22 protein-coding genes and 1 tRNA gene are annotated in these 23529 nt (G+C 72.2%); 14 read left to right on the plus strand and 9 right to left on the minus strand.

Translation table 11 applies throughout. The features are described 5' to 3' along the window. Positions 1 to 52 precede the first annotated feature (52 nt). From clpX to AB9M23_RS07380, 6 genes are all read right to left on the minus strand, one after another. Positions 53 to 1318 carry an ATP-dependent Clp protease ATP-binding subunit ClpX gene (gene clpX / locus AB9M23_RS07355; RefSeq protein ID WP_372423847.1) on the minus strand — a complete coding sequence of 422 codons (1266 nt, stop codon included), beginning with the start codon at positions 1316 to 1318 and terminating at the stop codon, positions 53 to 55. 256 nt (positions 1319 to 1574) lie between these two features. Then, positions 1575 to 2201, minus strand: coding sequence for an ATP-dependent Clp protease proteolytic subunit (locus AB9M23_RS07360; RefSeq protein ID WP_372423848.1), 627 nt, complete (start codon positions 2199 to 2201; stop codon positions 1575 to 1577). A gap of 89 nt (positions 2202 to 2290) precedes the next feature. Continuing rightward, a complete protein-coding gene (tig, locus tag AB9M23_RS07365; RefSeq protein WP_372423849.1) occupies positions 2291 to 3679 on the minus strand; it encodes a trigger factor in 1389 nt (462 codons plus the stop codon). A gap of 125 nt (positions 3680 to 3804) precedes the next feature. Further along, positions 3805 to 3889: transfer RNA gene (locus AB9M23_RS07370), tRNA-Leu, on the minus strand. 105 nt (positions 3890 to 3994) lie between these two features. Next, complete coding sequence (locus AB9M23_RS07375) at positions 3995 to 4138, minus strand: hypothetical protein (RefSeq protein ID WP_372423851.1); 144 nt, start codon at positions 4136 to 4138, stop codon at positions 3995 to 3997. Between the two features lie 81 nt (positions 4139 to 4219). Next, the gene (locus AB9M23_RS07380) at positions 4220 to 5452 is read right to left on the minus strand and encodes a flavin monoamine oxidase family protein (protein WP_372423853.1); all 1233 of its coding nucleotides are present in this window, start codon (positions 5450 to 5452) and stop codon (positions 4220 to 4222) included. A 287-nt stretch (positions 5453 to 5739) separates the two neighbouring features. Between AB9M23_RS07380 and AB9M23_RS07385 the strand changes: the two genes are divergently transcribed. Beyond that, entirely contained in the window at positions 5740 to 7989 is a 2250-nt protein-coding gene (locus AB9M23_RS07385) for an alpha,alpha-trehalose-phosphate synthase (UDP-forming) (protein ID WP_372423854.1), read from the plus strand. Then, a complete protein-coding gene (gene otsB, locus AB9M23_RS07390; protein WP_372423856.1) occupies positions 7986 to 8738 on the plus strand; it encodes a trehalose-phosphatase in 753 nt (250 codons plus the stop codon). Before AB9M23_RS07385 ends, otsB begins: the two co-directional genes overlap by 4 nt. 49 nt (positions 8739 to 8787) lie before the next feature. On the opposite strand, the gene AB9M23_RS07395 is transcribed toward otsB, so the two are convergent. Next, on the minus strand, positions 8788 to 9432 hold the full coding sequence (locus AB9M23_RS07395) for a DsbA family protein (protein WP_372423858.1): 645 nt from the start codon (positions 9430 to 9432) through the stop codon (positions 8788 to 8790). Positions 9433 to 9670: 238 nt separating this feature from the next. On the opposite strand from AB9M23_RS07395, the gene rplU reads away from it, so the two are divergent. The 10 genes from rplU to AB9M23_RS07445 all read left to right on the plus strand — a co-directional run bounded on the left by rplU (position 9671) and on the right by AB9M23_RS07445 (position 16896). Further along, on the plus strand, positions 9671 to 10072 hold the full coding sequence (gene rplU / locus AB9M23_RS07400; RefSeq protein ID WP_372423859.1) for a 50S ribosomal protein L21: 402 nt from the start codon (positions 9671 to 9673) through the stop codon (positions 10070 to 10072). 76 nt (positions 10073 to 10148) lie between these two features. Beyond that, positions 10149 to 10415, plus strand: coding sequence for a 50S ribosomal protein L27 (gene rpmA, locus AB9M23_RS07405; protein ID WP_372423860.1), 267 nt, complete (start codon positions 10149 to 10151; stop codon positions 10413 to 10415). A gap of 211 nt (positions 10416 to 10626) precedes the next feature. Then, positions 10627 to 11355 (plus strand): GNAT family N-acetyltransferase, encoded by a 729-nt coding sequence (locus AB9M23_RS07410; RefSeq protein ID WP_372423861.1) that lies wholly within the window; start codon positions 10627 to 10629, stop codon positions 11353 to 11355. A 37-nt stretch (positions 11356 to 11392) separates the two neighbouring features. Continuing rightward, a complete protein-coding gene (gene obgE / locus AB9M23_RS07415; RefSeq protein WP_372423863.1) occupies positions 11393 to 12430 on the plus strand; it encodes a GTPase ObgE in 1038 nt (345 codons plus the stop codon). A 46-nt stretch (positions 12431 to 12476) separates the two neighbouring features. Further along, positions 12477 to 12806: a hypothetical protein gene (locus AB9M23_RS07420; RefSeq protein ID WP_372423865.1), complete on the plus strand. Its 330-nt coding sequence runs from the start codon at positions 12477 to 12479 to the stop codon at positions 12804 to 12806. Continuing rightward, on the plus strand, positions 12803 to 13228 hold the full coding sequence (locus tag AB9M23_RS07425; protein WP_372423867.1) for a type II toxin-antitoxin system VapC family toxin: 426 nt from the start codon (positions 12803 to 12805) through the stop codon (positions 13226 to 13228). The genes AB9M23_RS07420 and AB9M23_RS07425 overlap by 4 nt, the downstream gene beginning before the upstream one ends. After that, entirely contained in the window at positions 13225 to 14379 is a 1155-nt protein-coding gene (gene proB / locus AB9M23_RS07430; protein WP_372423869.1) for a glutamate 5-kinase, read from the plus strand. Before AB9M23_RS07425 ends, proB begins: the two co-directional genes overlap by 4 nt. A 117-nt stretch (positions 14380 to 14496) precedes the next feature. Continuing rightward, positions 14497 to 15543 carry a MaoC family dehydratase gene (locus AB9M23_RS07435; protein WP_372423871.1) on the plus strand — a complete coding sequence of 349 codons (1047 nt, stop codon included), beginning with the start codon at positions 14497 to 14499 and terminating at the stop codon, positions 15541 to 15543. Positions 15544 to 15688: 145 nt separating this feature from the next. Then, positions 15689 to 16273: a TadE/TadG family type IV pilus assembly protein gene (locus tag AB9M23_RS07440; RefSeq protein WP_372423873.1), complete on the plus strand. Its 585-nt coding sequence runs from the start codon at positions 15689 to 15691 to the stop codon at positions 16271 to 16273. A 14-nt stretch (positions 16274 to 16287) separates the two neighbouring features. Then, complete coding sequence (locus AB9M23_RS07445) at positions 16288 to 16896, plus strand: TadE/TadG family type IV pilus assembly protein (RefSeq protein ID WP_372423875.1); 609 nt, start codon at positions 16288 to 16290, stop codon at positions 16894 to 16896. A gap of 20 nt (positions 16897 to 16916) precedes the next feature. On the opposite strand, the gene upp is transcribed toward AB9M23_RS07445, so the two are convergent. Beyond that, entirely contained in the window at positions 16917 to 17561 is a 645-nt protein-coding gene (gene upp, locus AB9M23_RS07450) for a uracil phosphoribosyltransferase (protein ID WP_372423877.1), read from the minus strand. 162 nt (positions 17562 to 17723) lie between these two features. On the opposite strand from upp, the gene AB9M23_RS07455 reads away from it, so the two are divergent. Next, on the plus strand, positions 17724 to 18314 hold the full coding sequence (locus AB9M23_RS07455; RefSeq protein WP_372423879.1) for an I78 family peptidase inhibitor: 591 nt from the start codon (positions 17724 to 17726) through the stop codon (positions 18312 to 18314). Positions 18315 to 18348: 34 nt separating this feature from the next. On the opposite strand, the gene AB9M23_RS07460 is transcribed toward AB9M23_RS07455, so the two are convergent. Continuing rightward, positions 18349 to 21219, minus strand: coding sequence for a PAS domain-containing protein (locus AB9M23_RS07460; protein ID WP_372423881.1), 2871 nt, complete (start codon positions 21217 to 21219; stop codon positions 18349 to 18351). 260 nt (positions 21220 to 21479) lie between these two features. On the opposite strand from AB9M23_RS07460, the gene AB9M23_RS07465 reads away from it, so the two are divergent. Then, positions 21480 to 23462, plus strand: a complete 1983-nt coding sequence (locus tag AB9M23_RS07465) for an AMP-dependent synthetase/ligase (protein ID WP_372423883.1) — start codon at positions 21480 to 21482, stop codon at positions 23460 to 23462. Positions 23463 to 23529 lie beyond the last annotated feature (67 nt).

The following is a 23529-nucleotide window of genomic DNA, read 5'->3' on the forward strand; positions in this document are numbered from 1 at the left end:
GGAGAGGGCAGCCACTCCATCGGTCGATCGGCGACGACCGTCGCCGTCGGTCTCAGGCGCTGGCGCTGGTCTTCTCGTCGCGCTCGGCGTGGATCAGCAGCGGGCCGGACTTGCCCTCGATGGTCTCGGGGCTGATCACCACCTGCTCGACCGAATCCATGCCGGGCAGGTCGTACATCGTGTCGAGCAGGATCGCCTCGAGGATGGACCGCAGGCCGCGGGCGCCGGTCTTGCGCTCGATCGCCTTGCGGGCCACCAGCTTGAGCGCCTCGTCCTGGAAGGTGAGCGCCACGTTCTCCATGTCGAAGAGGCGGGCGTACTGCTTCACGAGGGCGTTCTTCGGCTCGCGCAGGATCTGCACGAGCGCCTCCTCGTCGAGGTCCTCGAGCGTGGCGAGAACCGGCAGGCGGCCGACGAACTCGGGGATGAGGCCGAACTTCAGCAGGTCCTCCGGCTCCACCTCCCGGAACACCTCGCCCGTGCGCCGGTCGTCGGGCGCCGAGACCTTGGCGCCGAAGCCGATGGACGAGCCCTTGCCGCGCTGGGAGATGATCTTCTCCAGCCCGGCGAAGGCGCCGCCGCAGATGAAGAGGATGTTGGTCGTGTCGACCTGCAGGAACTCCTGCTGGGGATGCTTGCGCCCGCCCTGCGGCGGCACGGAGGCGACCGTGCCCTCCATGATCTTCAGGAGCGCCTGCTGCACGCCCTCGCCCGACACGTCGCGCGTGATCGAAGGGTTGTCGGACTTCCGCGAAATCTTGTCGATCTCGTCGATGTAGACGATGCCGCGCTGGGCGCGCTCGACATTGTAGTCGGACGCCTGCAGCAGCTTGAGGATGATGTTCTCGACGTCCTCGCCGACGTAGCCCGCCTCCGTCAGGGTGGTGGCGTCCGCCATCGTGAAGGGCACGTCGAGGATGCGCGCGAGCGTCTGAGCCAGCAGCGTCTTGCCCGAGCCGGTGGGGCCGATGAGCAGGATGTTGGACTTGTTCAGCTCGACGTCCGAGTGCTTCGAGGCGTGCGCGAGGCGCTTGTAGTGGTTGTGCACCGCGACGGAGAGGACCTTCTTGGCGTGGTTCTGCCCGATCACGTAATCGTCGAGGACCGCGCGAATCTCCTTGGGCGTCGGCACGCCGTCGCGGGACTTCACCAGCGACGTCTTCGACTCCTCGCGGATGATGTCCATGCACAGCTCGACGCACTCGTCGCAGATGAACACCGTGGGTCCGGCGATGAGCTTGCGCACCTCGTGCTGGCTCTTGCCGCAGAAGGAGCAGTACAGCGTGCTCTTCGAATCGCTGCCGCCGGTCTTGCTCATGTCCGATCTCCAATCCGAGCCCGCGCCGCCGCAGTGCGGGCCGTTTTCATACATATAGGCGGTGGGCTAACAAACGGTAGCCCCGTTCCCGGACCGGCCCGGGCGGTCTCGCGGGCCGGCTCCGCCAGGGTCTCACGACGCTCCCGATCGGCGGTACCGGCAGCATGCAAACACGCGCGCGCGCCGCGATCAATAGGCCGACGGGCGTGTGCGACACCGATCGCACACGCCCGTCGATAGAGAGGTCCCATATGGGTCAGGCCGGGGCCTGCTCGGGGCGCTGGCTCAGGACCTCGTCGATGAGGCCGAACTCCTTGGCCGCGTCGGCGGTCATGAAGTAGTCGCGCTCGAGCGCGTTCTCGATGGCGGTGAGGTCCTTGCCCGTGTGCTTCACGTAGATCTCGTTGAGGCGGCGCTTGAGCGCCTCGATCTCGCGGGCGTGGATGAGGATGTCCGTCGCCTGGCCCTGGAAGCCGCCGGAGGGCTGGTGGACCATGATTCGCGCGTTGGGCAGCGCGAAGCGGTGGCCGGTCGCGCCGGCGCAGAGCAGCAGCGAGCCCATCGACGCCGCCTGGCCGACGCACAGCGTCGAGACCGGGTTGCGGATGAACTGCATCGTGTCGTAGATCGACAGGCCCGAGGTCACCACGCCGCCCGGCGAGTTGATGTAGAAGGAGATCTCCTTCTTCGGGTTCTCGGCCTCGAGGTAGAGGAGCTGCGCGACGATCAGCGACGCGGAATAATCCTCGACGGGGCCGGTCATGAAGATGATGTTCTCGCGCAGGAGGCGCGAGTAGATGTCGAACGCGCGCTCCCCGCGGCTCGACTGCTCGACCACCATGGGCACGAGCGTGCTGTTGTAGACCTCGAGCGGATCTCTCATCGTCTCACGGCTCCCGGTGAAGCGGACCGCGCCCTTCGCCGGGCGCGGCCTCGTCGGTTCTGTCGAAGGTGGGAGGGCGGCGCCCGGGATCAAGCCTCTTCGGTCTTGCTCGCGGCCTCGGCCTCCGGCGCGCCCTCGTCCTCGTCGGCGAAGAGCTCCTCGCGGCCGACCGTCTCCTCGGCGACCTTCACCTGGGCGAGGATGTGATCGACGACCTTCTCCTCGAACAGCGGCGCGCGGATCTCGGCCAGCGCCTGGGGGTTCTTCTGGTAGAACTCCCACACCTGCCGCTCCTGGCCGGGATATTGCCGGGCGCGGGCGACGAGGCCCTGCGTCACCTCGTCGTCGGTGACCTTGATCTCGTTGGTCTCGCCGATCTGGGCGAGCACGAGCCCGAGGCGCACGCGCCGCTCGGCGATCGTCCGGTACTCGGCCTTGGCTTCTTCCTCGGTCGTCTTCTCGTCGGCGAAGGTGCGGCCCGAGCGCTGCATGTCGGTCACGACCTGCTGCCACACGCTCTGGAACTCCTGCTCGACGAGGGTCGGCGGCAGCTCGAAGGCGTACTTCTCGTCCAGTCGGTCGAGCAGCTCCTTCTTGACCTTGGCGCGCGAGCGCGCGTCGTAGTCCTTCTGGAGCGCCTCGCGCAGCGCGTCCTCGAGCGCGGCGAGGCTCTCCATGCCGAAGCCCTTGGCGAACTCGTCGTCGAACGACACCTCGCCCGGCGCCTGGACCTCGGTCACCTTCGTGGCGAAGGACGCCTCCTTGCCGGCGAGATGCGCGGCGGGGTAGGCCTCCGGGAAGGTCACGACGATCGTGCGCTCCTCGCCGGCCGCGGCGCCGACGAGCTGGTCCTCGAAGCCGGGGATGAACGAATTCGATCCGATCTCGACGGTGACGCCCTCGCCCCTGCCGCCTTCGAACTCCTCGCCGTCGATCGAGCCGACGAAGTCGACGACCACGCGATCCCCGGCCGCGGCGACCTCGCCCTCGGCCTTCGCCGCGAAGGGCTTCTGCTGGGCGGCCATGCGGCCCAACGCGTCCTGGACCTCGGCGTCCGAGACCGCGGCGACGGGCTTCGTCACCGACACGTCCGAGAGGTCCACGAGTTCGAAGGTGGGCAGCACCTCGAGCGCGACCTTGAAGGCGAGATCGGTCTTGGCGTCGAGCGCCTTCTCCATCTCCTCCTTGTCCTCGGGGAAGTCGTAGCGCGGCTGGTTGGCCAGCTTGAGCGCGTTCTCGTCGACGATCTTGCGCTCGGCCTCGGCCACCGCGTTCTGCACGACCTCGGCCATGACCGACCGGCCGTAGAGCCGGCGCAGGTGCGCGACCGGCACCTTGCCCGGCCGGAAGCCGTTGATCTTCACGCGGTCCTTCAGGGTGGCGAGCTCGTCGCCGAGCCGCTTCTCGAGCTCGGAGGCCGGCAGGACCACCTGGAATTCCCGCTTCAACCCGTCCGACAGCGTCTCCGTCACCTGCATCGCGTCTATCCGTTCTCGATCCTCGAATTGAGATTCGGCCGCCGAACGATCCCGCCGATCGGCGCACGGCACGGGCCGCGCAGCCCCATCGACCGGATAGCTCCGGAAACCCCGATCCGGCGGCTTGGTGCGGGCGGAGGGACTCGAACCCCCACGACTTTCGCCACCGGAACCTAAATCCGGCGCGTCTACCAATTCCGCCACGCCCGCGCCGCGGGGCGAGCTCGTTCAGGAGCCGCCACCCCGCACCGGTTGGCGGCTCTATATCACGCTCGCTCGCCCGCGCATCAAAAAAATCGGGGACCGCGCCCGCCCTCAGGCGTCGCGCAGCAGCGCCCAGATCACGCAGGCCACGAACATGCCGCCGAGGACGAGCGTCGTCACCCCCTGCGGAGGGTTCGCCTGGGCGAACCACCAGCCGCCGCCGCCGGCGGCACCGATCATCAGGACGTGTCTCATTTCGGCACGATCCTCCGTGCGCGGCCGAGCGCCGGCCGCCGTGGAGCCTCGCCCGCGCAAGCGGCGTGCCGGACGCGCGTCCTAGCCCGAGAGGCGCCCGCGCACGGCGAGACCCGCCGCGCGCCCCGTCTCCCAGGCGCCGTGGGCGGTGGAGAAGTCCCGCGCCGAGGTCGCCTCCCCGGCGAAGTGGATGCGCTCGTCCACGGGCGCCGCCAGCGCGCCGCGATCGCCCGCGTGGCCCGGGAGCGCGCAGGAATAGGAGCCCCGCACGAAGGGCTCCGCCAGCCAGTCGCTCGCCGCGAGGGGGCGGATCGTCCGGCGCACGCCCGCGCCGAGGAGGCCGGCGAGCTCGTCCAGCGCGAAGGCCGCGAGCGCGCCGTCCCCCTCCCGCGAGAGGTCGCGGGCGAGGCGCCCGCCCACGAAGACCTCGATCAGCGGCAGGCCGAGCGGGCGCAGCAGGTAGGAGCCGGTGCGCGCGTCGTCGAGACGCCCGAAGACGTGGCCGTTCGGCGAGAACGCCTCGGGCTCGTCGAGCGCCAGGTGGAGCTTGTCGGCGAGGCCCAGCGGAAGGCCGGCGGCGGCGACCTCCTTCTCCGGCAGCGGCGGGTCGAAGCGGATGGCGCGGCGCGCCAGCACCGCCGTCGAGACCGTGACGATCACGGCCCGTGACGAGAGCGCGCCCTTGGTCGTGTCGAGCCGGATGCGCCGCCCGCCGTGGTCGATGCGCGTCACCGGGCAGTCGAGCACCACGGGCGCGTTCGCGCCGAAGGCGGCGATCAGCGCGCCGTAGCCCTCGCGCACCCGCCAATTCTCGCCGGTGTCCGCCTCCGAATAGGCGGCGTAGTCGAACGTGGAGACCTCGTCGAGCGCGACGCCGCTGACCCAGGTCGAGATCGCGTCGATGAGCGGGTCGAAGCGCCCGCCCGTCAGGAAGGCGCTCGCCGGCAGGTCGACCCGCCTGCGGGCGCCCTCGCGCAGGGCGGCGTCGAACGCCTCCCAGGCGGCGTCGAACGCGGCCTGGTCCGCCGCGTCGAACCCCTCGCCCTCGGTCTGCTCGCCCCAGCGCGGAGGCGTGCGGTCGACGCCGAAGCCGAGGGCGTCGGCGATGCGGGTGAAGGGGTTGCGATCGGCCGAGTGCAGCCAGCCGCAGCCGAGATCCAGCGGATGGCCCCCGCGGACGAGCGTGCGCGCCCGCCCGCCCACGCGCGGGCCGGCCTCGAGCACGAGCGTCTCCAGCGGCGCGCCCGCCAGGGCATCGGCGGCCGCGAGGCCCGCGGCCCCGGCCCCCACGATGGCGACGTCGATCTCCCGCATCCCGCCTCCCTCCCCGCACGCGTCGCGCACGCGTCGCGCACCCGGACCCGCCCCGACGTAGCAGCGGCGCACGCCCCCGCAAAGAGCCCCGCGCCGGGTCCCGCGAAACCGTCGCCCCCGCCGCCGCGTTGATGCCGCGGCGAAAGGAGCGGTCGGCACGCGGGCGTGCGCCGGCCGTTTCCTTGCCACCGGGGGCGAGATTTCCGATAACCCGGACGATGGCTCTTTCGCACCGCCGCGAGCGCGGCGGCGGACCGGCACGCCGAGGGGGATGTCGCTTGCGCACCATGATCCGCTATGGCGGTCTCGCCGTCCTGATCGCGGGGCTCGTCATCGTCGTCCTCCTGCCGGTCGCGACCTCCTTCGTCGAGAGCTGGTCGCGGCGCGACGTGGACCTGCGCTCGCAGCTCGTCTTCAACGCCGCCCGCTCGCAGATCGAGGACGCGTGGGCGCGCGGCGACGCCGCCGCGCTCGAGGCGCTGTTCGGCCGCATCGCGACGGACGCGCGGATCGCGGCGATCGGGCTGTGCGAGGACGGCACGCTGACGCTCGCGACCGGCGGCATGCCGGCGGACTTCGGCTGCGACGCCGCGCCGGCGGACGGTGCCGCCGGCCCGCGCCCGGTCACGCTGAACGGCGAGACGGCGCTCGTCACCGCCCATCTCCTGTCGGCGCCGGGAGAGGGCGACGCGCGGCTCGTCGTGCTGCACGACCTCGCCTTCATCGAGGAGCGCGCCGGCCAGACGCGCATGGCGCTGATCCTCGCGCTGGTCGGCGTCGGCTTCGGCGGCGCGGCGCTCGCCTCGGGGCTCTCCATCCTGGTGCTCTCGCGCTGGCGTCACTCCGTGCGCCAGGCGATCGAGGACGTGCGCGAGGGCCGCACGGAGGACGACGCGCCCTCCGACACGCAGATCGGCGAGGAGATCCGGAGCGCGCTCGGCGAGCTGGAGCTGGCGCGCCGCCAGATCGACACCGTCCACACGATCTGGAACCCGGACACCCTGCAGGTGGCGCTCGCCAACGAGCTCCCGGGCTCGGAGGTGATCGTCGTCTCCAACCGCGAGCCCTACATCCACAACCGCAAGGACGACGGCACGATCCAGGTCCAGCGGCCGGCCTCGGGCCTCGTCTCGGCGCTCGAGCCCGTCACCCGCGCCTGCGGCGGCACCTGGATCGCCCACGGCTCGGGCTCGGCCGACCGCGAGGCGGTGGACGAGCACGACCGCGTCGGCGTGCCGCCGGCGAAGCCGAGCTACACCCTGCGCCGGCTGTGGCTCTCCGACGAGGAGCAGGACGGCTACTACTACGGCTTCTCCAACGAGGGGCTCTGGCCGCTGTGCCACATCGCCTTCGTGCGGCCGATCTTCCGCGAGAGCGACTGGCGGCTCTACCGCTCGGTGAACGAGCGCTTCGCCGAGGCGGTGGTGGCGGAGGCGAAGCGCCCCGACCCGATCGTGCTGATCCAGGACTACCACCTCGCGCTCGCCCCGCGGATGATCCGCGACCGTCTGCCCAACGCGACCATCATCACCTTCTGGCACATCCCCTGGCCCAACTCCGAGACGTTCGGGATCTGCCCATGGAAGGAGGAGATCATCGACGGCCTGCTCGGCTCCTCGATCCTGGGCTTCCACACCCAGTTCCACTGCAACAACTTCCTCGACACGGTCGACCGCTTCATGGAGAGCCGCATCGACCGCGAGAGCGACTCGATCTCGCTCGGCGGCCACGAGACCTTCGTGCGGCCCTACCCGATCTCGATCGACTGGCCGCCGGCGGCGCTCGAGGGGCAGCCGCCCGTGCCGGAGACCCGCGCGACCGTGCGCGAGCGGCTGGGGCTCGCCCCCGACATCAGGCTCGGGGTGGGCATCGAGCGCTTCGACTACACCAAGGGCATCCTCGATCGCATGCGCGGCGTCGACGCCTTCCTCGAGGCCTTCCCCGATTGGAAAGGGCGCTTCTGCTTCGCCCAGGTGGCGGCTCCGACCCGCGCCAAGCTCGCGAGCTACCGCAACCTGCAGGCGGAGGCCGAGGAGCTGGCCGCGCAGATCAACGCCCGCCACGGGAGCGACGGCTGGGAGCCGATCAAGCTGCTGGCGCGCCACCACGAGCCCGACGAGGTGTTCGAGCTGTTCCGCGCGTCGGACCTGTGCATCGTCTCCTCGCTGCACGACGGCATGAACCTCGTCGCCAAGGAGTTCGTCGCCGCGCGCGACGACGAGCAGGGGGTGCTCGTGCTCTCCGCCTTCGCCGGCGCCTCGCGCGAGCTCTCCGAGGCGCTGATCGTCAACCCCTACGACGCCGACGAGATGGGCCGGGTGATCCAGCGCGCGCTGACGATGGACTCGGCCGAGCAGCGCGAGCGCATGAAGGTGATGCGCGAGCAGGTGGAGGCGCGCAACGTCTACCGCTGGGCGGGACAGATGCTGCTCGACGCCGCGCGCCTGCGCAAGAAGGAGCGGATCATGCGCCTCATCGAGGCCAAGGAGCGCCGCAACGGACGCCCGAACGAGCGCAGGAGGAAACCCGCCGCATGACCGAGATCGACCGCCACGCCCTCTTCCTGGACTTCGACGGCACCCTCGTCGAGATCGTCGACCGGCCGGACGCCGTCGCCGTGGCGCCGGAGGTGCCCGGAACCCTCGCGCGGCTGTCGGGCGCGCTCGGCGGCGCGCTCGCGATCGTGTCGGGGCGCCCGATCGCCTTCCTCGACGCGAAGCTCGCGCCCTTCGCGGGCGACGCCGCCGGCTTGCACGGGGTCGAGCGCCGGCTCGCCGGCGTGCTGCATCCCTGCCGCCCCGAGGAACATCCGGACCTGCGCCGCGGCATCGCCGCCCTGCACGCGGCGCTCGACCCCGTCGCGAACGTCGTCATCGAGGACAAGGGCTGCGCCGTGGCCGTGCACTGGCGCATGGCGCCGGCCGAGGAGGGCCGGGCCAAGGGCCTCGTCGAGGATCTCGCCGCGCGGCTGGGGGCGGACTACCGCATCCAGCACGGCAAGATGGTCTGCGAGATCCTCCCCGCGCTCTCCGGCAAGGGGCCGATCATCGCGCGATTCATGGAGGAGGCGCCCTATGCCGGGCGCAGGCCGGTCTTCGTCGGCGACGACCTCACCGACGAGAACGGCTTCGAGACGGTGAACCGGCTGGGTGGCGTCGCCGTGCGCATCGGCGACGGCGACACCTGCGCCCGCCACCGCCTGCCCTCCGTCCCGGCGCTCTACGCCACCCTCGCGCGCTGGGCCCAGGCCGGCGTCGTCGACCTCGCGGACGTCCCGGCGGCTTAGACGGGCGCCCCGTCGACGGCGAGCGGGCAGGGGGCCGGTGGCCGGAGAGTCAGGACGCCAGCACGGCCTCCAGCGCCGCCACCGCCTCGTCGGGCGCCGCCGCCCCGGCGAGCACCTCGACGAGCGCGCCCCCGTCGTCCTCCAGGAACAGCGCCGGATAGCTCGCGATTCCCCGTTTCCGCTCGGCGTCGAACATCGCCATCGTGCGGGCGAACGCCTCCGGCGCCGACCAGCGCGCGAGGAGCGCGTCGGCGTCGAGCCCGGCGGCGGCGGCGACGCGGGCGATCGTGCGGGGATCGTCGGGCACGCGGCCCTCGCCGTAGAGGGCGTCGCACAACCCCATGGCGACGTCGAGCGCCGCCGCGTCGCCGGCCAGCTCCCGGGCGACGCGCGCCGCGCGGCAGGCGGGCTCGGAGCGGGAGACCCAGCGGCCGGGCTCGAGCACGCGCTCGAAGAAGGCGGGGCCGGCCTTCATGCCGGTACGGGCGTGGATCTCCTGGAGGCCGCGCATCAGGTAGGGCGCGTCGATCCCGATCATGCGCTCGCGCGCGCCGGTGACGAGCCCGCCCATGGCGATGCGGAACGTCGCTTCCCCCTCGAACCGGGCGCGCAGACGCCGCAGCGTCGGGCCGAAGCCCCAGCACCAGCCGCAGAGCGGGTCGTGGGCGACGACGAGCGTCGGCGGAGTGGTCATGCGGGGCTCCTCCTCGTGGGTCGCGCCCGAAACGGGTCGCGCCGGCCCTCGCACAGGGCGCGGCCCGCGCGGGGCCTTTCCGCGCTTCTCTCGTTGACAGGCGGGCCGTTTGCGACTACCTCGCTCCCTTCCCGCAGCGCGTTCGCGCGCGGGCATGCCGGATGCTGCAAAGAAGCCGGTCCCGTCGGTCGCCTCGCGCGACCGCGCGGAGAATCGGATCGAACACGAGGAGACAACGATGTTCGCAGTGATCAAGACCGGCGGCAAGCAGTTCCGCGTTGCCGCGTCGGACGTGATTACGATCGAGAGGCTCTCCGCCGAGCCGGGCCAGACCGTCGAGCTCGACGTTCTGATGGTGGGCGAGGGCGAGGACGTCCAGGTGGGCACGCCGACGGTGGCGGGCGCGTCGGTGAAGGCCGAGGTGGTCGCGCTCACGCGTGGCCGCAAGGTCATCGCCTTCAAGAAGCGCCGCCGCCAGAATTCGAAGCGCAAGCGCGGCCACCGCCAGGACCTGATGTCCGTTCGCATCGTCGAGATCGCGGCGAACGGCAAGTCGGTCAAGGCCGAGGCGGCGCCGCGGAAGGCCTCGCCGAGCCTGGCGAAGCCGGAGGCCGAGGCGGGCGACGCCGCCGAGGCCTGAAACCTGGATTTTCTTCGCGGTCCGCGCGGCGCCTCGCCCCGGATCGCAGGGCGAGAGACGAGACGGGAGTAGACCCATGGCTCACAAGAAGGCTGGCGGTTCGTCGCGCAACGGTCGCGACTCCGAAGGTCGGCGCCTCGGCGTCAAGAAATTCGGCAACGAGGCGGTCGTCGCCGGCAACATCATCGTGCGCCAGCGCGGCACGCGGGTGAATCCCGGCGTGAACGTCGGCTGCGGCAAGGACCATACGCTCTTCGCCCTCACGGATGGGCGCGTGCAGTTCGGCAAGCGAGCCGGCAAGTCCTTCGTATCCGTGATTCCCGCCCAAGAGGCGGCCGAGTAAGCGGCGAGAGCGAGCGTTGACCCCGAAGCTCCCGCCGGTCCCACCAGACCCCGGCGAGAGCTTCGAGAGACACGCCGCACCCGCCATGCGCGGGAACGGCTCTCGGGGAGACCGACGAGGGGAGGTGGGGCGCCACCTCCCCTTCGTCGTTTCTCTCACGGCGCGGACGCCCTCCCGAGCGGGGGCCGGCGCCAGGATCCGGAGCCGAGACATGTTTCCCGAGCTGACCCGCGACGACGTCTTCCGGCTGGAGACCAGGCGGCTGTGGCTGCGCTGGCCGCGCCATTCCGACGCCGCCTCCATCGTGAGCCTCGCCGGCGCGCGCGAGGTGGCGGAGATGACGGCGCGCATCCCGCACCCCTACCCGCCCGACGCGGCCGCGCCCTACGTCCTCGAGGCGCGCCGCGCAGCGATGGAGGGGGCGAGCCTGCGCCTCGCCATGGCGCCCAAGGCGCAGCCGACGCGGCTCGTCGGCATGATCGGCATCGAGCCGAACGCCGCCGGCGAGGCGGAGATCGGCTACTGGCTCGGGCGCCCGTTCTGGGGCCAGGGCCTCGCCACCGAAGCGGCGCGGACGATGATCGACGCGTTCTTCGCCTTCACCGAGGGCGAGGCGGTCGCCGCCTCGGTGCGGGTCGGCAACCCCGCCTCGCGCCGGGTTCTGGAGAAGTCCGGCTTCGTCTCCGAGGGGCCGGGATTCCGGACCTCGCCCTTGCGCGGGAGCTTCCCCGTCGACACGTTCCGCCTCACGCGGCGCGACTGGGCGAGCCTGAAGGCCTGGAGCCGGGACGGCTGGGCCCCGCCCCGTCCGCGCGCGCCCGATCTCCTCCTCGTCGACGGCGAGGAGGAGCCGGATGCCGCAGACGGGCCGCGGCGCCACGCCGCCGGCTCCGCCGCCGCCACGGCCGCGGGCCGCCCCCTCTTCCTCGCGGCGGAGTGATCCGCCGCGGGCCTCCAATCACCAGGACGGACGCCCGATGAAGTTCCTCGACCAGGCCAAGATCTACGTGAAGGCGGGAGACGGCGGCGCCGGCGCCGTCTCCTTCCGCCGCGAGAAGTTCATCGAGTTCGGCGGGCCGGACGGCGGCGACGGCGGGCGCGGCGGGGACGTCTGGGCGCACTGCGTCGAGGGGCTCAACACGCTCATCGACTACCGCTACCAGCAGCACTTCAAGGCGCAGAAGGGCGTGCACGGCATGGGCCGCAACCGCACCGGCGCATCGGGCGAGGACGTGATCCTGAAGGTCCCGGTGGGCACGCAGATCCTCGACGAGGACGGCGAGACCGTGCTCGCCGACCTCGTCGAGACCGGCCAGCGCGTGCGGCTGTGCAAGGGCGGCAACGGCGGCTTCGGCAACGCGCACTTCACCACCTCGACGAATCGCGCCCCGCGCCGGGCCAATCCCGGGCTCGAGGGCGAGGAGCGCTGGATCTGGCTGCGGCTGAAGCTCATCGCGGACGCGGGCCTCGTCGGGCTGCCCAACGCCGGCAAGTCCACCTTCCTCGCCGCCACGACCGCGGCGAAGCCGAAGATCGCGGACTACCCCTTCACCACGCTGCATCCGGGGCTCGGCGTCGTGCGCGTCGACGAGCGCGAGTTCGTGCTCGCCGACATTCCCGGCCTGATCGAGGGCGCCCACGAGGGCGCCGGCATCGGCGACCGCTTCCTCGGCCACGTCGAGCGCTGCCGGGTGCTGCTGCATCTCGTCGAGGGCACGAGCGAGCACGCCGGCCGGGCCTACGAGACCGTGCGCGGCGAGCTCGAGGCCTACGGCCACGGGCTCGCGGAGAAGCCGGAGATCGTGGCGCTCTCCAAGGCCGACGCCCTCGACGCGGACACGCTGAAGACGCAGAAGGAGCGCCTGCGCCGCGCCTGCGGACGCACGCCGCTGGTGCTCTCGGCGGTCTCCGGCACGGGCGTCGAGACGGCCCTGCGGCTGATCCTCGCCGAGGTGGCGGAGCTCGCGCAGGAAGAGCGAGAGGAGGCGGCGCCGGCTGCGGAATGGCGGCCGTGAGTCGAGAGACGGGCATCATGGACGTGACTTGACGTTTTGGTTGCAGATGCGTATCATCAGAACGGTTGACGGCGGGACGACTATGGCGCGGCACCTTCATGTCAGCGACGGGACCTACGCGCTCGCGCAGGAGCTCGCCCGCAGCGCCGACCGCTCCGTGGACGAGGTGGTCGCCGAAGGTCTGCGGCGTCTCTCCGACGCGCAGCATGAGGCTTCAGCGAAGTCCCGCCGGCCCGTGCGGACCCGTCCGCCGGAGGAGATCGCGGCCCGACATGCGGCACTTCGTGCGATGCAGCGCGAGATCGGACGCATGAAGCCGCCCGGCGTGACCTCGGATCATTCCGACATGTACGACGAGAACGGGCTGCCGAAGTGATCGACGACTCGCAGCGCGTCTACGTCGACACGTCCGCTCTCGTCGCCTTGGCTTTCTCCGAGGAGGAGAGCGCCGCATTCGCAGCGGTGATCGTCGCGAACGGCTGCCGGATCGGAGCGCCCACCCTCGTCGAGGTGCACAACGTTCTCGTCGGCAAGCTCGGCGAGGCGAGCGGCCTGGCAGCGATGGAGATGCTGACCACGACCCTCGACATCGAGGTCGTCCCGTTCGACATGGAACACTACCTCCTCGCCGCCGACGCCTTCCGTCGCTACGGCAAGGGGCGCGATCACCCCGCGCGGCTGAACTTCGGCGATTGCCTCGCCTACGCGGTGGCCCGCCGCGCCGCCGCGCCGCTCCTGTACAAGGGCGCTGATTTCGGGCACACCGACCTGGCCTTCGCGCCAGGATCCGACCCGTGACCGCCGCCGCAAGCCACACCGCCACGCAGCCCCCCGCCCTCGCCTCCTTCCGTCGCGTCGTCGTCAAGGTCGGCTCGGCGCTCCTCGTCGATCGCGCGCGCGGGCGGCTCAACGCCGCCTGGCTCGCGGCGCTGGCGGAGGACGTCGCGGAGCTGCATGCGCGCGGCGCGGACGTGCTCGTCGTCTCCTCGGGCGCGATCGCCATGGGCCGCTCCGTGCTGGCGCTGCCCGCCGGGCCGCTGCGGCTCGAGGAGAGTCAGGCCGCCGCCGCCGTCGGGCAGATCGCGCTCGCCCGCGTCTGGGCCGAGGTGCTCGGCCATCACGGCATCACCGCGGGGCAGATCCTGGTCACGCTCGGCGACACGGAGGAGCGGCGGCGCTACCTCAACGCCCGCGCCACCTTGAAGAAGCTGCTCGAGATGCGCGCCGTGCCCGTGGTCAACGAGAACGACACGGTCGCGACGACCGAGATCCGATACGGCGACAACGACCGCCTCGCCGCCCGCGTCGCCGCCATGATCGGCGCCGACCTGCTGGTGCTGTTCTCGGACGTCGACGGCCTCTACACCGCCCCCCCGGCAACCGACCCGAGCGCCACGCACATTCCCCTAGTCGAGCGGATCTCGCCCGAGATCGAGGCGATGGCGGGCGGGGCGGCGTCCGAGCTCTCGCGGGGAGGCATGCGGACCAAGATCGAGGCGGCGAAGATCGCCACCGCGTCCGGCGCCGCCATGCTGATCGCCCACGGCGGGCCGAAGAATCCCCTGCGAGCGGTCGCCGCCGGCGCGCGCTGCACCTGGTTCGCGCCGCAATCCTCCCCGGAGCGCGCGCGCAAGACCTGGATCGCCGGCGCGCTCGAGCCGCGCGGCACGCTCGTCGTCGACGCCGGCGCGGCCAAGGCCCTGCGCGCGGGGGCGAGCCTCCTGCCGGCGGGCGTGACGCGCGTCGAGGGCGGCTTCGCACGCGGCGACGCCGTGTGCGTGCGCGACGAGGCCGGCCGCGAGATCGCGCGCGGCCTCGTCGCCTACGACCGCGACGACGCCGGGCGCATCGCCGGACGCCGCACCGGCGAGATCGAGACGATCCTCGGGTTCCGCGGCCGCGACGCGATGATCCACCGCGACGACCTCGCCCTCGTCGGCGACGGCTGAGCGCGAGGGGACGCCTTCGCCCATTTGCCACCCCCCGCCCCGCTTGACCGCCGCCCCCGCTGCGCGCGACATCGTGCGCGAGACGCCACGCACGCGCATCCCCAGCGGAGGGCTCCCATGAAGACGAATGCCGGTCGCTTCTTCGAGGACTTCACGCTCGGCGAGACGATCCGCCACGCGACGCCGCGCACGCTCACGGTGGGCGACCAGGCGCTCTACACCGCCCTCTACGGCTCGCGCTTCGCGGTCTCCTCCTCCGATCACTTCGCCCGCTCGATCGGCTACGACCGCGCGCCGCTGGACGACCTCCTCGTCTTCCACACGGTCTTCGGCAAGACGGTTCCCGACGTCTCCCTCAACGCGGTCGCCAATCTCGGCTACGCCGAGGGGCGCTTCCTCGCGCCGGTCTATCCCGGCGACACGCTGTGGGCGGTGTCGGAGGTGATCGGGCTCAAGCAGAGCTCGAACGGCGAGACCGGGATCGTGTGGGTGCGCACCACCGGCTTCAACCAGGACGGCGCGCGGGTGCTCTCCTATTGCCGCTGGGTGCTGGTGCGCAAGCGCGACCCCGCCTCCCCGGCGCCGGAGCCGCGGGTGCCCGGCCTCGCGGCGGTGGTCGCCGCCGACGAGATCGCCCGGCACGCGCCGGCACTGACCATCGACAGCTGGGACTTCGACCTCGCCGGCTCCGCCGACCGCTTCGGCGACTACGCCGAGGGCGAGCGGATCGACCACGTCGACGCGATGACGGTGGAGGAGGCCGAGCACCAGCTCGCCACCCGCCTCTACCAGAACACGGCACGCGTCCATTTCGACCAGATGGCCGCCGAGCAGGGCCGGTTCGGCAAGCGGCTGATCTACGGCGGGCACGTGATCTCGCTCGCCCGCGCGCTCTCCTTCAACGGGCTCGCCAACGCCTTCACGGTCGCCGCGATCAACGCCGGGCGCCACGTCGCGCCGCTCTTCGCCGGCGACACCGTGAGCGCCTGGAGCGAGGTGCTCGCCACCTGCCCGCTCGCGGGCCGCGACGACGTCGGCGCGCTGCGCCTGCGCACGGTCGCCGTGAAGAACCGCCCGAGCGGCGACTTCGCCGGCCGCGAGGGCGAGGGCCATGCCGAGGGCGTCATCCTCGATCTCGACTGGTGGGTCCTGATCCCGCGCTGACGCGGTTCGTCGAATACGCCGAAAATCGGCGAGAAACGCCGAGATTCGTGGTCTGCGTGCAACCGAACGGAAAGCTTTCGGAGCTACCCGTGAGACCGGCGCGGCGCGCCGGCGTGCGCGCCGCCCGAACTCTCGGGGTAGAGCCATGGCGCAGACAGACGCTCCTTCCATCGGACGCCGGTTCCGGCTCGGCTTCGTCAAGCGCTTCCGCGACGACGAGGAGGGCGTGACCGCGATCGAGTTCGCCTTCGTCGCGATCCCCTTCTTCGCGCTGCTGTTCGCCATCATCGAGGCGGCGCTGGTGTTCTGGACGCAGCAGGTGCTGGAGACCGCGGTCTCGGATGCCTCGCGGCGCATCTACACCGGCCAGTTCCAGGCGGAGAACCGGGCGGTCACCGATGCAGGCGACCTGCAGACGGCCTTCAGGGCCGAGATCTGCGCGCGCGTCGTCGCGCTCTTCGACTGCGAGGGAACGCTGCGGGTCGACGTGCGCAGCTTCGGCGACTTCGACGGCGTCACCTTCGGCACGGTGCTCGACGACGAGGGGGCCATCGACGACGCCGCCTTCGGTTTCCAGAATTCCGGCGCGGGCCAGGTCGTCGTCGTGCGCGCGGCGATCGACTACCCGGTCTTCACGACGATCCTCGACGGCTCGGGCGCCAACCTCTCCAACGGGCGCCGGCTGATCATGGCGTCCGCCGCCTTCCGCAACGAGCCGTTCGGCAATTGAGGGAGACGACGACGATGACCCGTCCCGCCCGCGCCGCCCACACCGTTCGCGCCCACACCCTTCGCACCCTCGCCCGCCGCTTCGCCCGGGCGCGCGCCGGCGTCGCCGCGATCGAGTTCGCCTTCGTGCTCCCGGTGATGCTGGTGCTCTTCATCGGCATGTCGCAGGTCACGGTCGCGCTCAGCATGGACCGCAAGGTCACGCTGCTCGGGCGTACCGCCGCAGACCTGATCGGGCGCGTCGGCACCGTCACCAACGCCGACGTCCAGGGCATCATGCGCGCCGCCGCCGTCGTGCTCGAGCCCTACGACGATTCGGAGGTCTCGATCGTGCTCTCGAGCGTGGTCGTGCGCGATCCGTCCGGACCGGCCCCGATGGCGGCGCGGGTCTGCTGGAGCCGCGCCAACGCCAACGGCACGGCGCGCGCGGCCGACAGCGAGGTGCCGATCCCCGCGGGCTTCGACCAGGACGGATCGTCCTTCATCCTGGCGGAGGTGCGGATGCCCTACCGACCGCTCTTCAGCATGGACAACCTGTTCACCACCATCAACCTGTCGGACGACACGGTCTGGCCGGTGCGCAACACCGACCAGGTCGAGCTCTCCGGCGTCGCACCCTGTTGAGGGACGGGGCCGCCGGGCCCTCAGCGGGTGCCGAACATCCGGTCTCCGGCGTCACCCAGACCCGGCACGATGTAGCCGTGATCGTCGAGACGCTCGTCGATCGCCGCCGTCCAGATGCGCACGTCGGGATGCGCCTCCTGCATGCGCGCGACGCCCTCGGGCGCGGCGAGCAGGCACACGAAGCGCAGGTCCCGCGCGCCGCGCCGCTTCAGGCGATCGATGGCCGCCACCGCGGAGTTCGCGGTCGCCAGCATCGGGTCGAGCACCATGACGAGCCGGTCGGCGAGGTCGGACGGGGCCTTGAAGTAGTACTCCACCGCCTGCAGGGTCTCCGGGTCGCGGTACAAGCCGATATGGGCGACGCGGGCGGAGGGCACGAGGTCGAGCATTCCGTCGAGGAAGCCGACGCCGGCGCGCAGGATCGGCGCGAAGACGAGCTTCTTGCCGGCGATCTGCGGCGCCTGCATCGAGGCGAGCGGCGTCTCCACGCCGACGTGCTCGAGCGGCAGGTCGCGGGTGACCTCGTAGCAGAGCAGCATGCCGATCTCGTTGAGGAGCTGGCGGAAGCCCTTGGTGGAGCGCTCCTTGGCGCGCATCAGGGTCAGCTTGTGCTGGACCAGCGGGTGATCGACGACCGTGACGCCCTGCATGTGCGTGCTCCTCATCTCGACGGCTCGGCGCCCGGTATCCCGGGCCTTCCGGTCCCTCCTAGCCCATGGCGGGCGGCGAGGGAACGGAGGATGGACGGGCGGGGACACGCGCGGCCGCAACCCGGCGCCCGGCCGGGCGTTCCGCGGTTCTTCGGCGTTCAGCGAGAGGAGGACACGATGGCGGACGAGATCACGCGGACCCGTGCGCCCGGCGGGCGACGCATCGCCGGCGGCTTCCTCGGCGGCTTCCTCGGCGCGCTCGCGGGCGCCCTCCTCCTCGCCGCGCCGGCGCTGGCGGAGCCCGCGCGCACGACCGCGGACCTGAACCTGCGCGCGGGGCCCGGCACGGGCTACGCCGTCGTCGCCTTCATGCCGCGGGGCAGCCTCGTCGACGTGCGGACCTGCGAGCGCGCCTGGTGCGAGGTCGGCCATCGCGGGCGCGTCGGCTGGGTGAGCCGCCGCCATCTGCGCCTGGGCGCAGCGCCCGGCCCGATCCGGCCTGGTCCGATCCGGCCCGACCCCCTGCCTCCGCCGCCGCGCGCCGAGCGCCCGCGTCCGTCGCCCGCGGCCTGCGACGCGCAGCGGGCGCGCTGGCTGCTCGGCGAGCGGGCGAGCGAGCGACGGCTCGAGGCGGCGCTCGACGCCTCCGGCGCACGGCGGCTGCGGGTCGAGGAGCCGGGCTTCGCCTACACGCAGGAATTCCGCGAGGACCGGCTCACCGTCCGGGTCGACCGCCGCGACGTCGTCGTCGAGGTCGCCTGCCGCTGAGCGTGGTGGCGCCATCCGCGGCTCGACATCGGCATCACTCGGCCGCCGCCGCCGCGCGCTCCACCAGCGGCACGTCGAGGGTGAAGGTCAGACCCTCGGGGTCGAAGCGCATGTCGACGTCGGAGCTGAACTGGCCGCCGAGCATGTGGCGCAGGAGCCGCGTGCCGAAGCCCTGGCGCGTCGGCGGCCGCACCGGGGGGCCGCCGCGCTCGACCCAGGTCAGCCGCAGCGAGCGGCGCCCCCCGCGCGTCTCCACGTCCCAGGAGACCCGCAGCGTGCCTGCGGAGTCCGAGAGAGATCCGTACTTGACGGCGTTGGTGACGAGCTCGTGCGCCGCCATGCCGATGGAGAGCGCGACGTCGGAGGGCAGCGCCACGTCCGGGCCGCTCATCGACACCCGCGGCGCCCCCCGCGCCCCGCCCGGGGCGAGCGGCCCCGCGCTCTCGTAGGGCGCGAGCTCCGCGACGAGCAGGTCGCGCAGGGGGATGACGCCCCAGGCGTTCTCGGTGAGCAGCGTGTGCGTGCGCGCGAGCGAGACGATGCGCGCGTTGAACGCCTCGCGGAAGGCGGCGATGTCGGTCGCGGTCCGCGCGGTGGCGTTGGCGATGGCCTGGACGGTCGCGAGCGAGTTCTTCACGCGGTGGTGGAGCTCGCGCACCATCAGCGCCTGCCGCTCCTCCGCGCGTTTGTGCTCGGTGATGTCGCTCGCCACGCACACGAGGCCGGAGACCCGGCCGCGCCCGTCGTGCATGGGCGTCTTCGAGACCTGATAGATCCGCCGCGTCCTGCCGGGCGGCGCGCCCTCCTCCTCGACGGTGGCGCCCTCGCCGGAGCGGATCACCGCCATGTCGGCGGAAAAGCCGGCGATCCCCCCCTCCGCCTCGCCGTCCGCCGCCTCCTCGTTACCGGTCCGGCCGACGAGCCGCTCCGCCGGCGTGCCGACGATCTCGGCCAGCGCCGGGTTGACGAAGGCGAAGCGGCCCTTGGCGTCGCGCACCCAGATCGGGTCGGGCGCCGTCTCGCCGATGACGCGCAGCAAGTCGACCGCCCGGCGCAGCTCCTCCTCGGCCCGGCGCTCGTCGGTGACGTCGAGATGCACGCCGACGACGTGCGCGGCGCGCCCGCGGGCGTCGCGCTCGATCACGGCGCTCGAGGCGACGAAGCGGATCTCGCCGGACGGGCGCACGACACGGAACACCGTGCGGTAGGGCCGCTCCCCGGCGATGGCGGCGTCGAGCGCCTCCCGGATCGTGCCCCGATCCTCGGGGAGCACGAACTGCAGCCAGTCCGCCTGGAGCGCGAGCGCCCGCGGCTCGACGCCGAAGATCTCCGCGGTGCGCTCGGAGACGATGCAGCGGCCGGTGTCGAGGGCGACCTCCCAGGCGCCGAGCCGCCCGGCCTCGATGGCGAGCCGCAGGCGCTCCTCGCTCTCGCGCAGCGAGGCGCTCGCGCGCTCGCGCTCGGTGACGTCGAGCGCCGAGACCACGAGGCGCGAGACCCGCCCGTCGGCGTCGCGCAGGGGTGCGACCTGCAGGTCGAGGACGATTCGCGTGCCGTCGGCGAGGGGAACCTCGAGGTCGGTGCGGGGCGCGTCGCCCGCCGCGGCGTCGCGCACCAGCCGGCGCAGGGCCTCGCGCGCGGGCGCATCGCCGCCCCCGGGTAGGATCTCCCAGAGCCGGCGCCCCAGCGCCTCCCGACGGGCGCGGCCGATGACGCGCAGGGGGCCGCGGTTGATGTCGACGAGCGTTCCGTCGGGCTCCAGCACGGCGACGAGGGCGATGAGGTTGTCGAGCGTCTCGGTCAGCCGCCGCTCCGAGGCCGCGAGGGCGGCGGAGCGATCGTGCAGGTCCCGCGCCGCCTGCGCCAGCGTCTCGCCGACCTCGTTCGCCTCGCGCACGGAGGTGACCACGGGGTCGGGCGTCGCCCCCTGGCCGACGAGCCGCGCCATGCGCCGAACGCGGCGGATCGCGGCGGCGGCGCGTCGCCCGAACACGGCCGCGAGCCCGCCGGCCAGGGCGACGAGGATCAGCCCGAGCATCGCGATCGTGCCGAGCATCGTGCGCGCGGAGGCGTAGGCGACGCTCTCGGGCACGAGGACGAGGACCGTCCATTGCCCCAGCCGCGTGCGGGCGTGGCCGAACAGGCTCGGCACGCCGTCCCGCGTCGCCGCCCGGAACACGCCCGGCGGTCCCGCCGTGCGCTCGAGCAGGGTCTCGGGCGCCCGGTCGCCGACGTAGTCCGGGTGATCGCGCGAACGTGTGAGCACGACGGCGCGGCGGTCGAACAGCACCGCGACGAGCGGCTCGCGGATCCCGAGGCCGTGGAGCAGGGTGGCGGCAGGCAGCGCGATGCTGACGAGGGCGGGCACCGTGTCGTCGACGAGGGTGCGCGCGCTGACCGTCACGATCGGCTCGCCGGGCGCGCCCGCACCGGCATCGGCGACGACGAGGTCGGAGACCACGGCGCCGCCCGGCGACAACCGCTCCCAGGCGTAGGCCTGGTCCGGCGGGGCGGGCAGCGCGCTGCGGGGCAGGCGCGTGTCGAGCAGGCGCTCGCCGTCGCGCGTGGTCACCAGCACGGCGGCCTCGGCGGCCCCGATGGCGCCCATGGCCCGGCCCGCGAAGACCTCGAGGCGTCCCTCGGCGAGGGCGGGATCGGTGGCGAGCGCCCGCGCGGCCGCGGCGAGGCCGGCGAGCTCGCGGTCCACGGCGGCGGCGATCTCGACCGCGCGGCTCTCGGTCGAGCGCTCGTAGCGCGCCTCTTCGCCCTGCGCCACCCACCACATCAGGATGGCGACGAAGACGAAGACGGGCGCCGTCAGCGCCGCGCCGAAGACGGCGAGGTGCCAGACGAGCGGGCGGCCGCGCCGTGTCGCGCTCGCAGTCGCGCTCCCTCTCGCGCTCAACCTCTCCCCCGTGTCGCTCGCTCGACGGACCCCGCGGCACCATGCGGGCGGGCGCCCGGTTTTGCAACAACGCGCCGGGCGCGCGGTCGGCCCCGCGGCGCGCCGCCTCATCAGAAAGTCTGGACTTGCCCCCGGGCACACCGCGGGTACTAATAGGCCGCGAAACGGTGAGAACGCGGCCGACCGCGCATCCGGAGAGGGAACACGAGCGTGCTCAGAGGCCGAAAACGGCCCGCGCACGCGGAGAGAGGGAGAAGCCCGTGACGACGGCAGACGCCGCGCGCGAGGACACGTTTCCGAAGCTGATCGTGCGCAACGCCCGCGTCCGGCCGCGACGCACCGCGTTCCGTCACAAGGACCTCGGCATCTGGCAATCGTGGGACTGGGGCCGCGTGCACGACGCCGTGCGCGGCTTCGCCGCGGGCCTGCACGGGCTCGGCGTGCGCAAGGGCGACAAGGTGGCGATCGTGGGCGCGAACCGCCCGCGCCTGTACTGGGCGATCGCCGCGGCGCAGTGGATCGGCGCCGTGCCGGTGCCGGTCTACGCGGACTCGGTCGCGGAGGAGATGGCGTGGGTGCTGGCCCACGCCGAGGTCGTCACGGCGGTGGTGCAGGACCAGGAGCAGGTCGACAAGCTGCTCTCGATCGCCGCGGAGGTGCCCACCCTCGGCCACGTCCTCTACGACGAGCCCCGCGGCCTGCGCGACTACGACCACACCCGCCTGCACCCGCTCACCGAGTTCATCGCCGAGGGGGAGGCCCGCCTCGCCCGCGACGCCGATCTCGCCGGCGTGATCGACGGCGCGCTCGCCGCCGGCGCGGGCGCGGACCTCGGCATCATCCTCTACACCTCGGGCACGACGGGCCGGCCCAAGGGCGTGATGCTCACCCACGACAACGTGCTCGCCGCCGCGCGCATGGGCTGCGACTTCGACCGGCTCGACGAGACCGACGAGATCATCGCCTACCTGCCGCTGGCCTGGGTGGGCGACCACATCTTCTCCTACGCGCAGGCGATCCTGGCGGGCCTGTGCGTCAACTGCCCCGAGAGCCCCGAGACCATCGTCGAGGATCGCCGCGAGATCGGCACCACCTACGCCTTCGCGCCCCCGCGGGTGTTCGAGAACATGCTGACGCTGACCATGGTGCGCATGGAGGACGCGGGGCGGCTCAAGCGGGCGATGTTCCGCTTCTTCATCGACCACGCCGGCAAGGTCGGCGAGCGGATCCTCAACGGCGAGCCGGTGGGCGCCTGGGACCGGGCGCTCTACACCATCGGGGATTTTCTCGTCTATGCGCCGCTGCGCAACCGCTTCGGGCTGACCGACATCAAGGTCGGCTACACCGCCGGCGAGGCGATCGGGCCGGAGATCTTCCGCTTCTACCGTTCGATCGGCGTGAACCTGAAGCAACTCTACGGGCAGACGGAGGCGTCGGTCTACGTCACCATGCAGCCCGACGGCGAGATCTACGCCGACACCGTCGGGCGGCCGGTGCCCGGCGTCGAGATCAAGATCGACGACAACGGCGAGGTGCTGTTCCGCTCGCCCGGCGTCTTCCAGGCCTACTACAAGGACGAGGTCAAGACCGCCGAGACCAAGACGCCCGACGGCTTCGTGCGATCGGGAGACGCCGGCTTCTTCGCCGAGAACGGCCACCTGAAGATCATCGACCGCGCCAAGGACGTCGGCCGGCTGAACGACGGCGCGCTGTTCCCGCCGAAGTACGTCGAGAACAAGCTCAAGTTCTACCCCAACATCAAGGAGGCGGTCGCCTACGGGCACGAGCGCGACTTCGTTTCGGTCTTCGTCAACATCGACCTGACCGCGGTCGGGAACTGGGCCGAGCGCAACAACGTGATCTACGCCTCCTACCAGGAGCTGGCGCAGAACCCGCGCGTGTACGAGATGATCGCCGAGCACGTCGACGAGGTGAACCGCTCCCTCGCCGCCGAGCCGATGATGGGCGGGGCCCAGATCAAGCGCTTCCTGATCCTGCACAAGGAGCTCGACGCCGACGACGGCGAGCTCACCCGCACCCAGAAGGTCCGCCGCGGCTTCATCGCCGAGCGCTACGCGCCCCTCGTCGACGCGCTCTACGACGGCTCGGCGGAGGCCGACATCAAGACCGAGGTCACCTTCGAGGACGGCCGCAAGGGCGTCATCGCCGCGCGCGTGAAGATCCGCGACATGCAGACCTACCCCGCGACGACCGCGGCTGCGATGCAGGAGGCTGCGGAATGATGAACGATGCGACGAGTCGCTCGACCTGCTCCCCTCTCCCTGGTGGCTTGTCGATGCACGCCCGTCC

The organism is Salinarimonas chemoclinalis (assembly GCF_041514305.1).
GTDB classification, from domain to species: Bacteria; Pseudomonadota; Alphaproteobacteria; order Rhizobiales; family Beijerinckiaceae; genus Salinarimonas; species Salinarimonas chemoclinalis.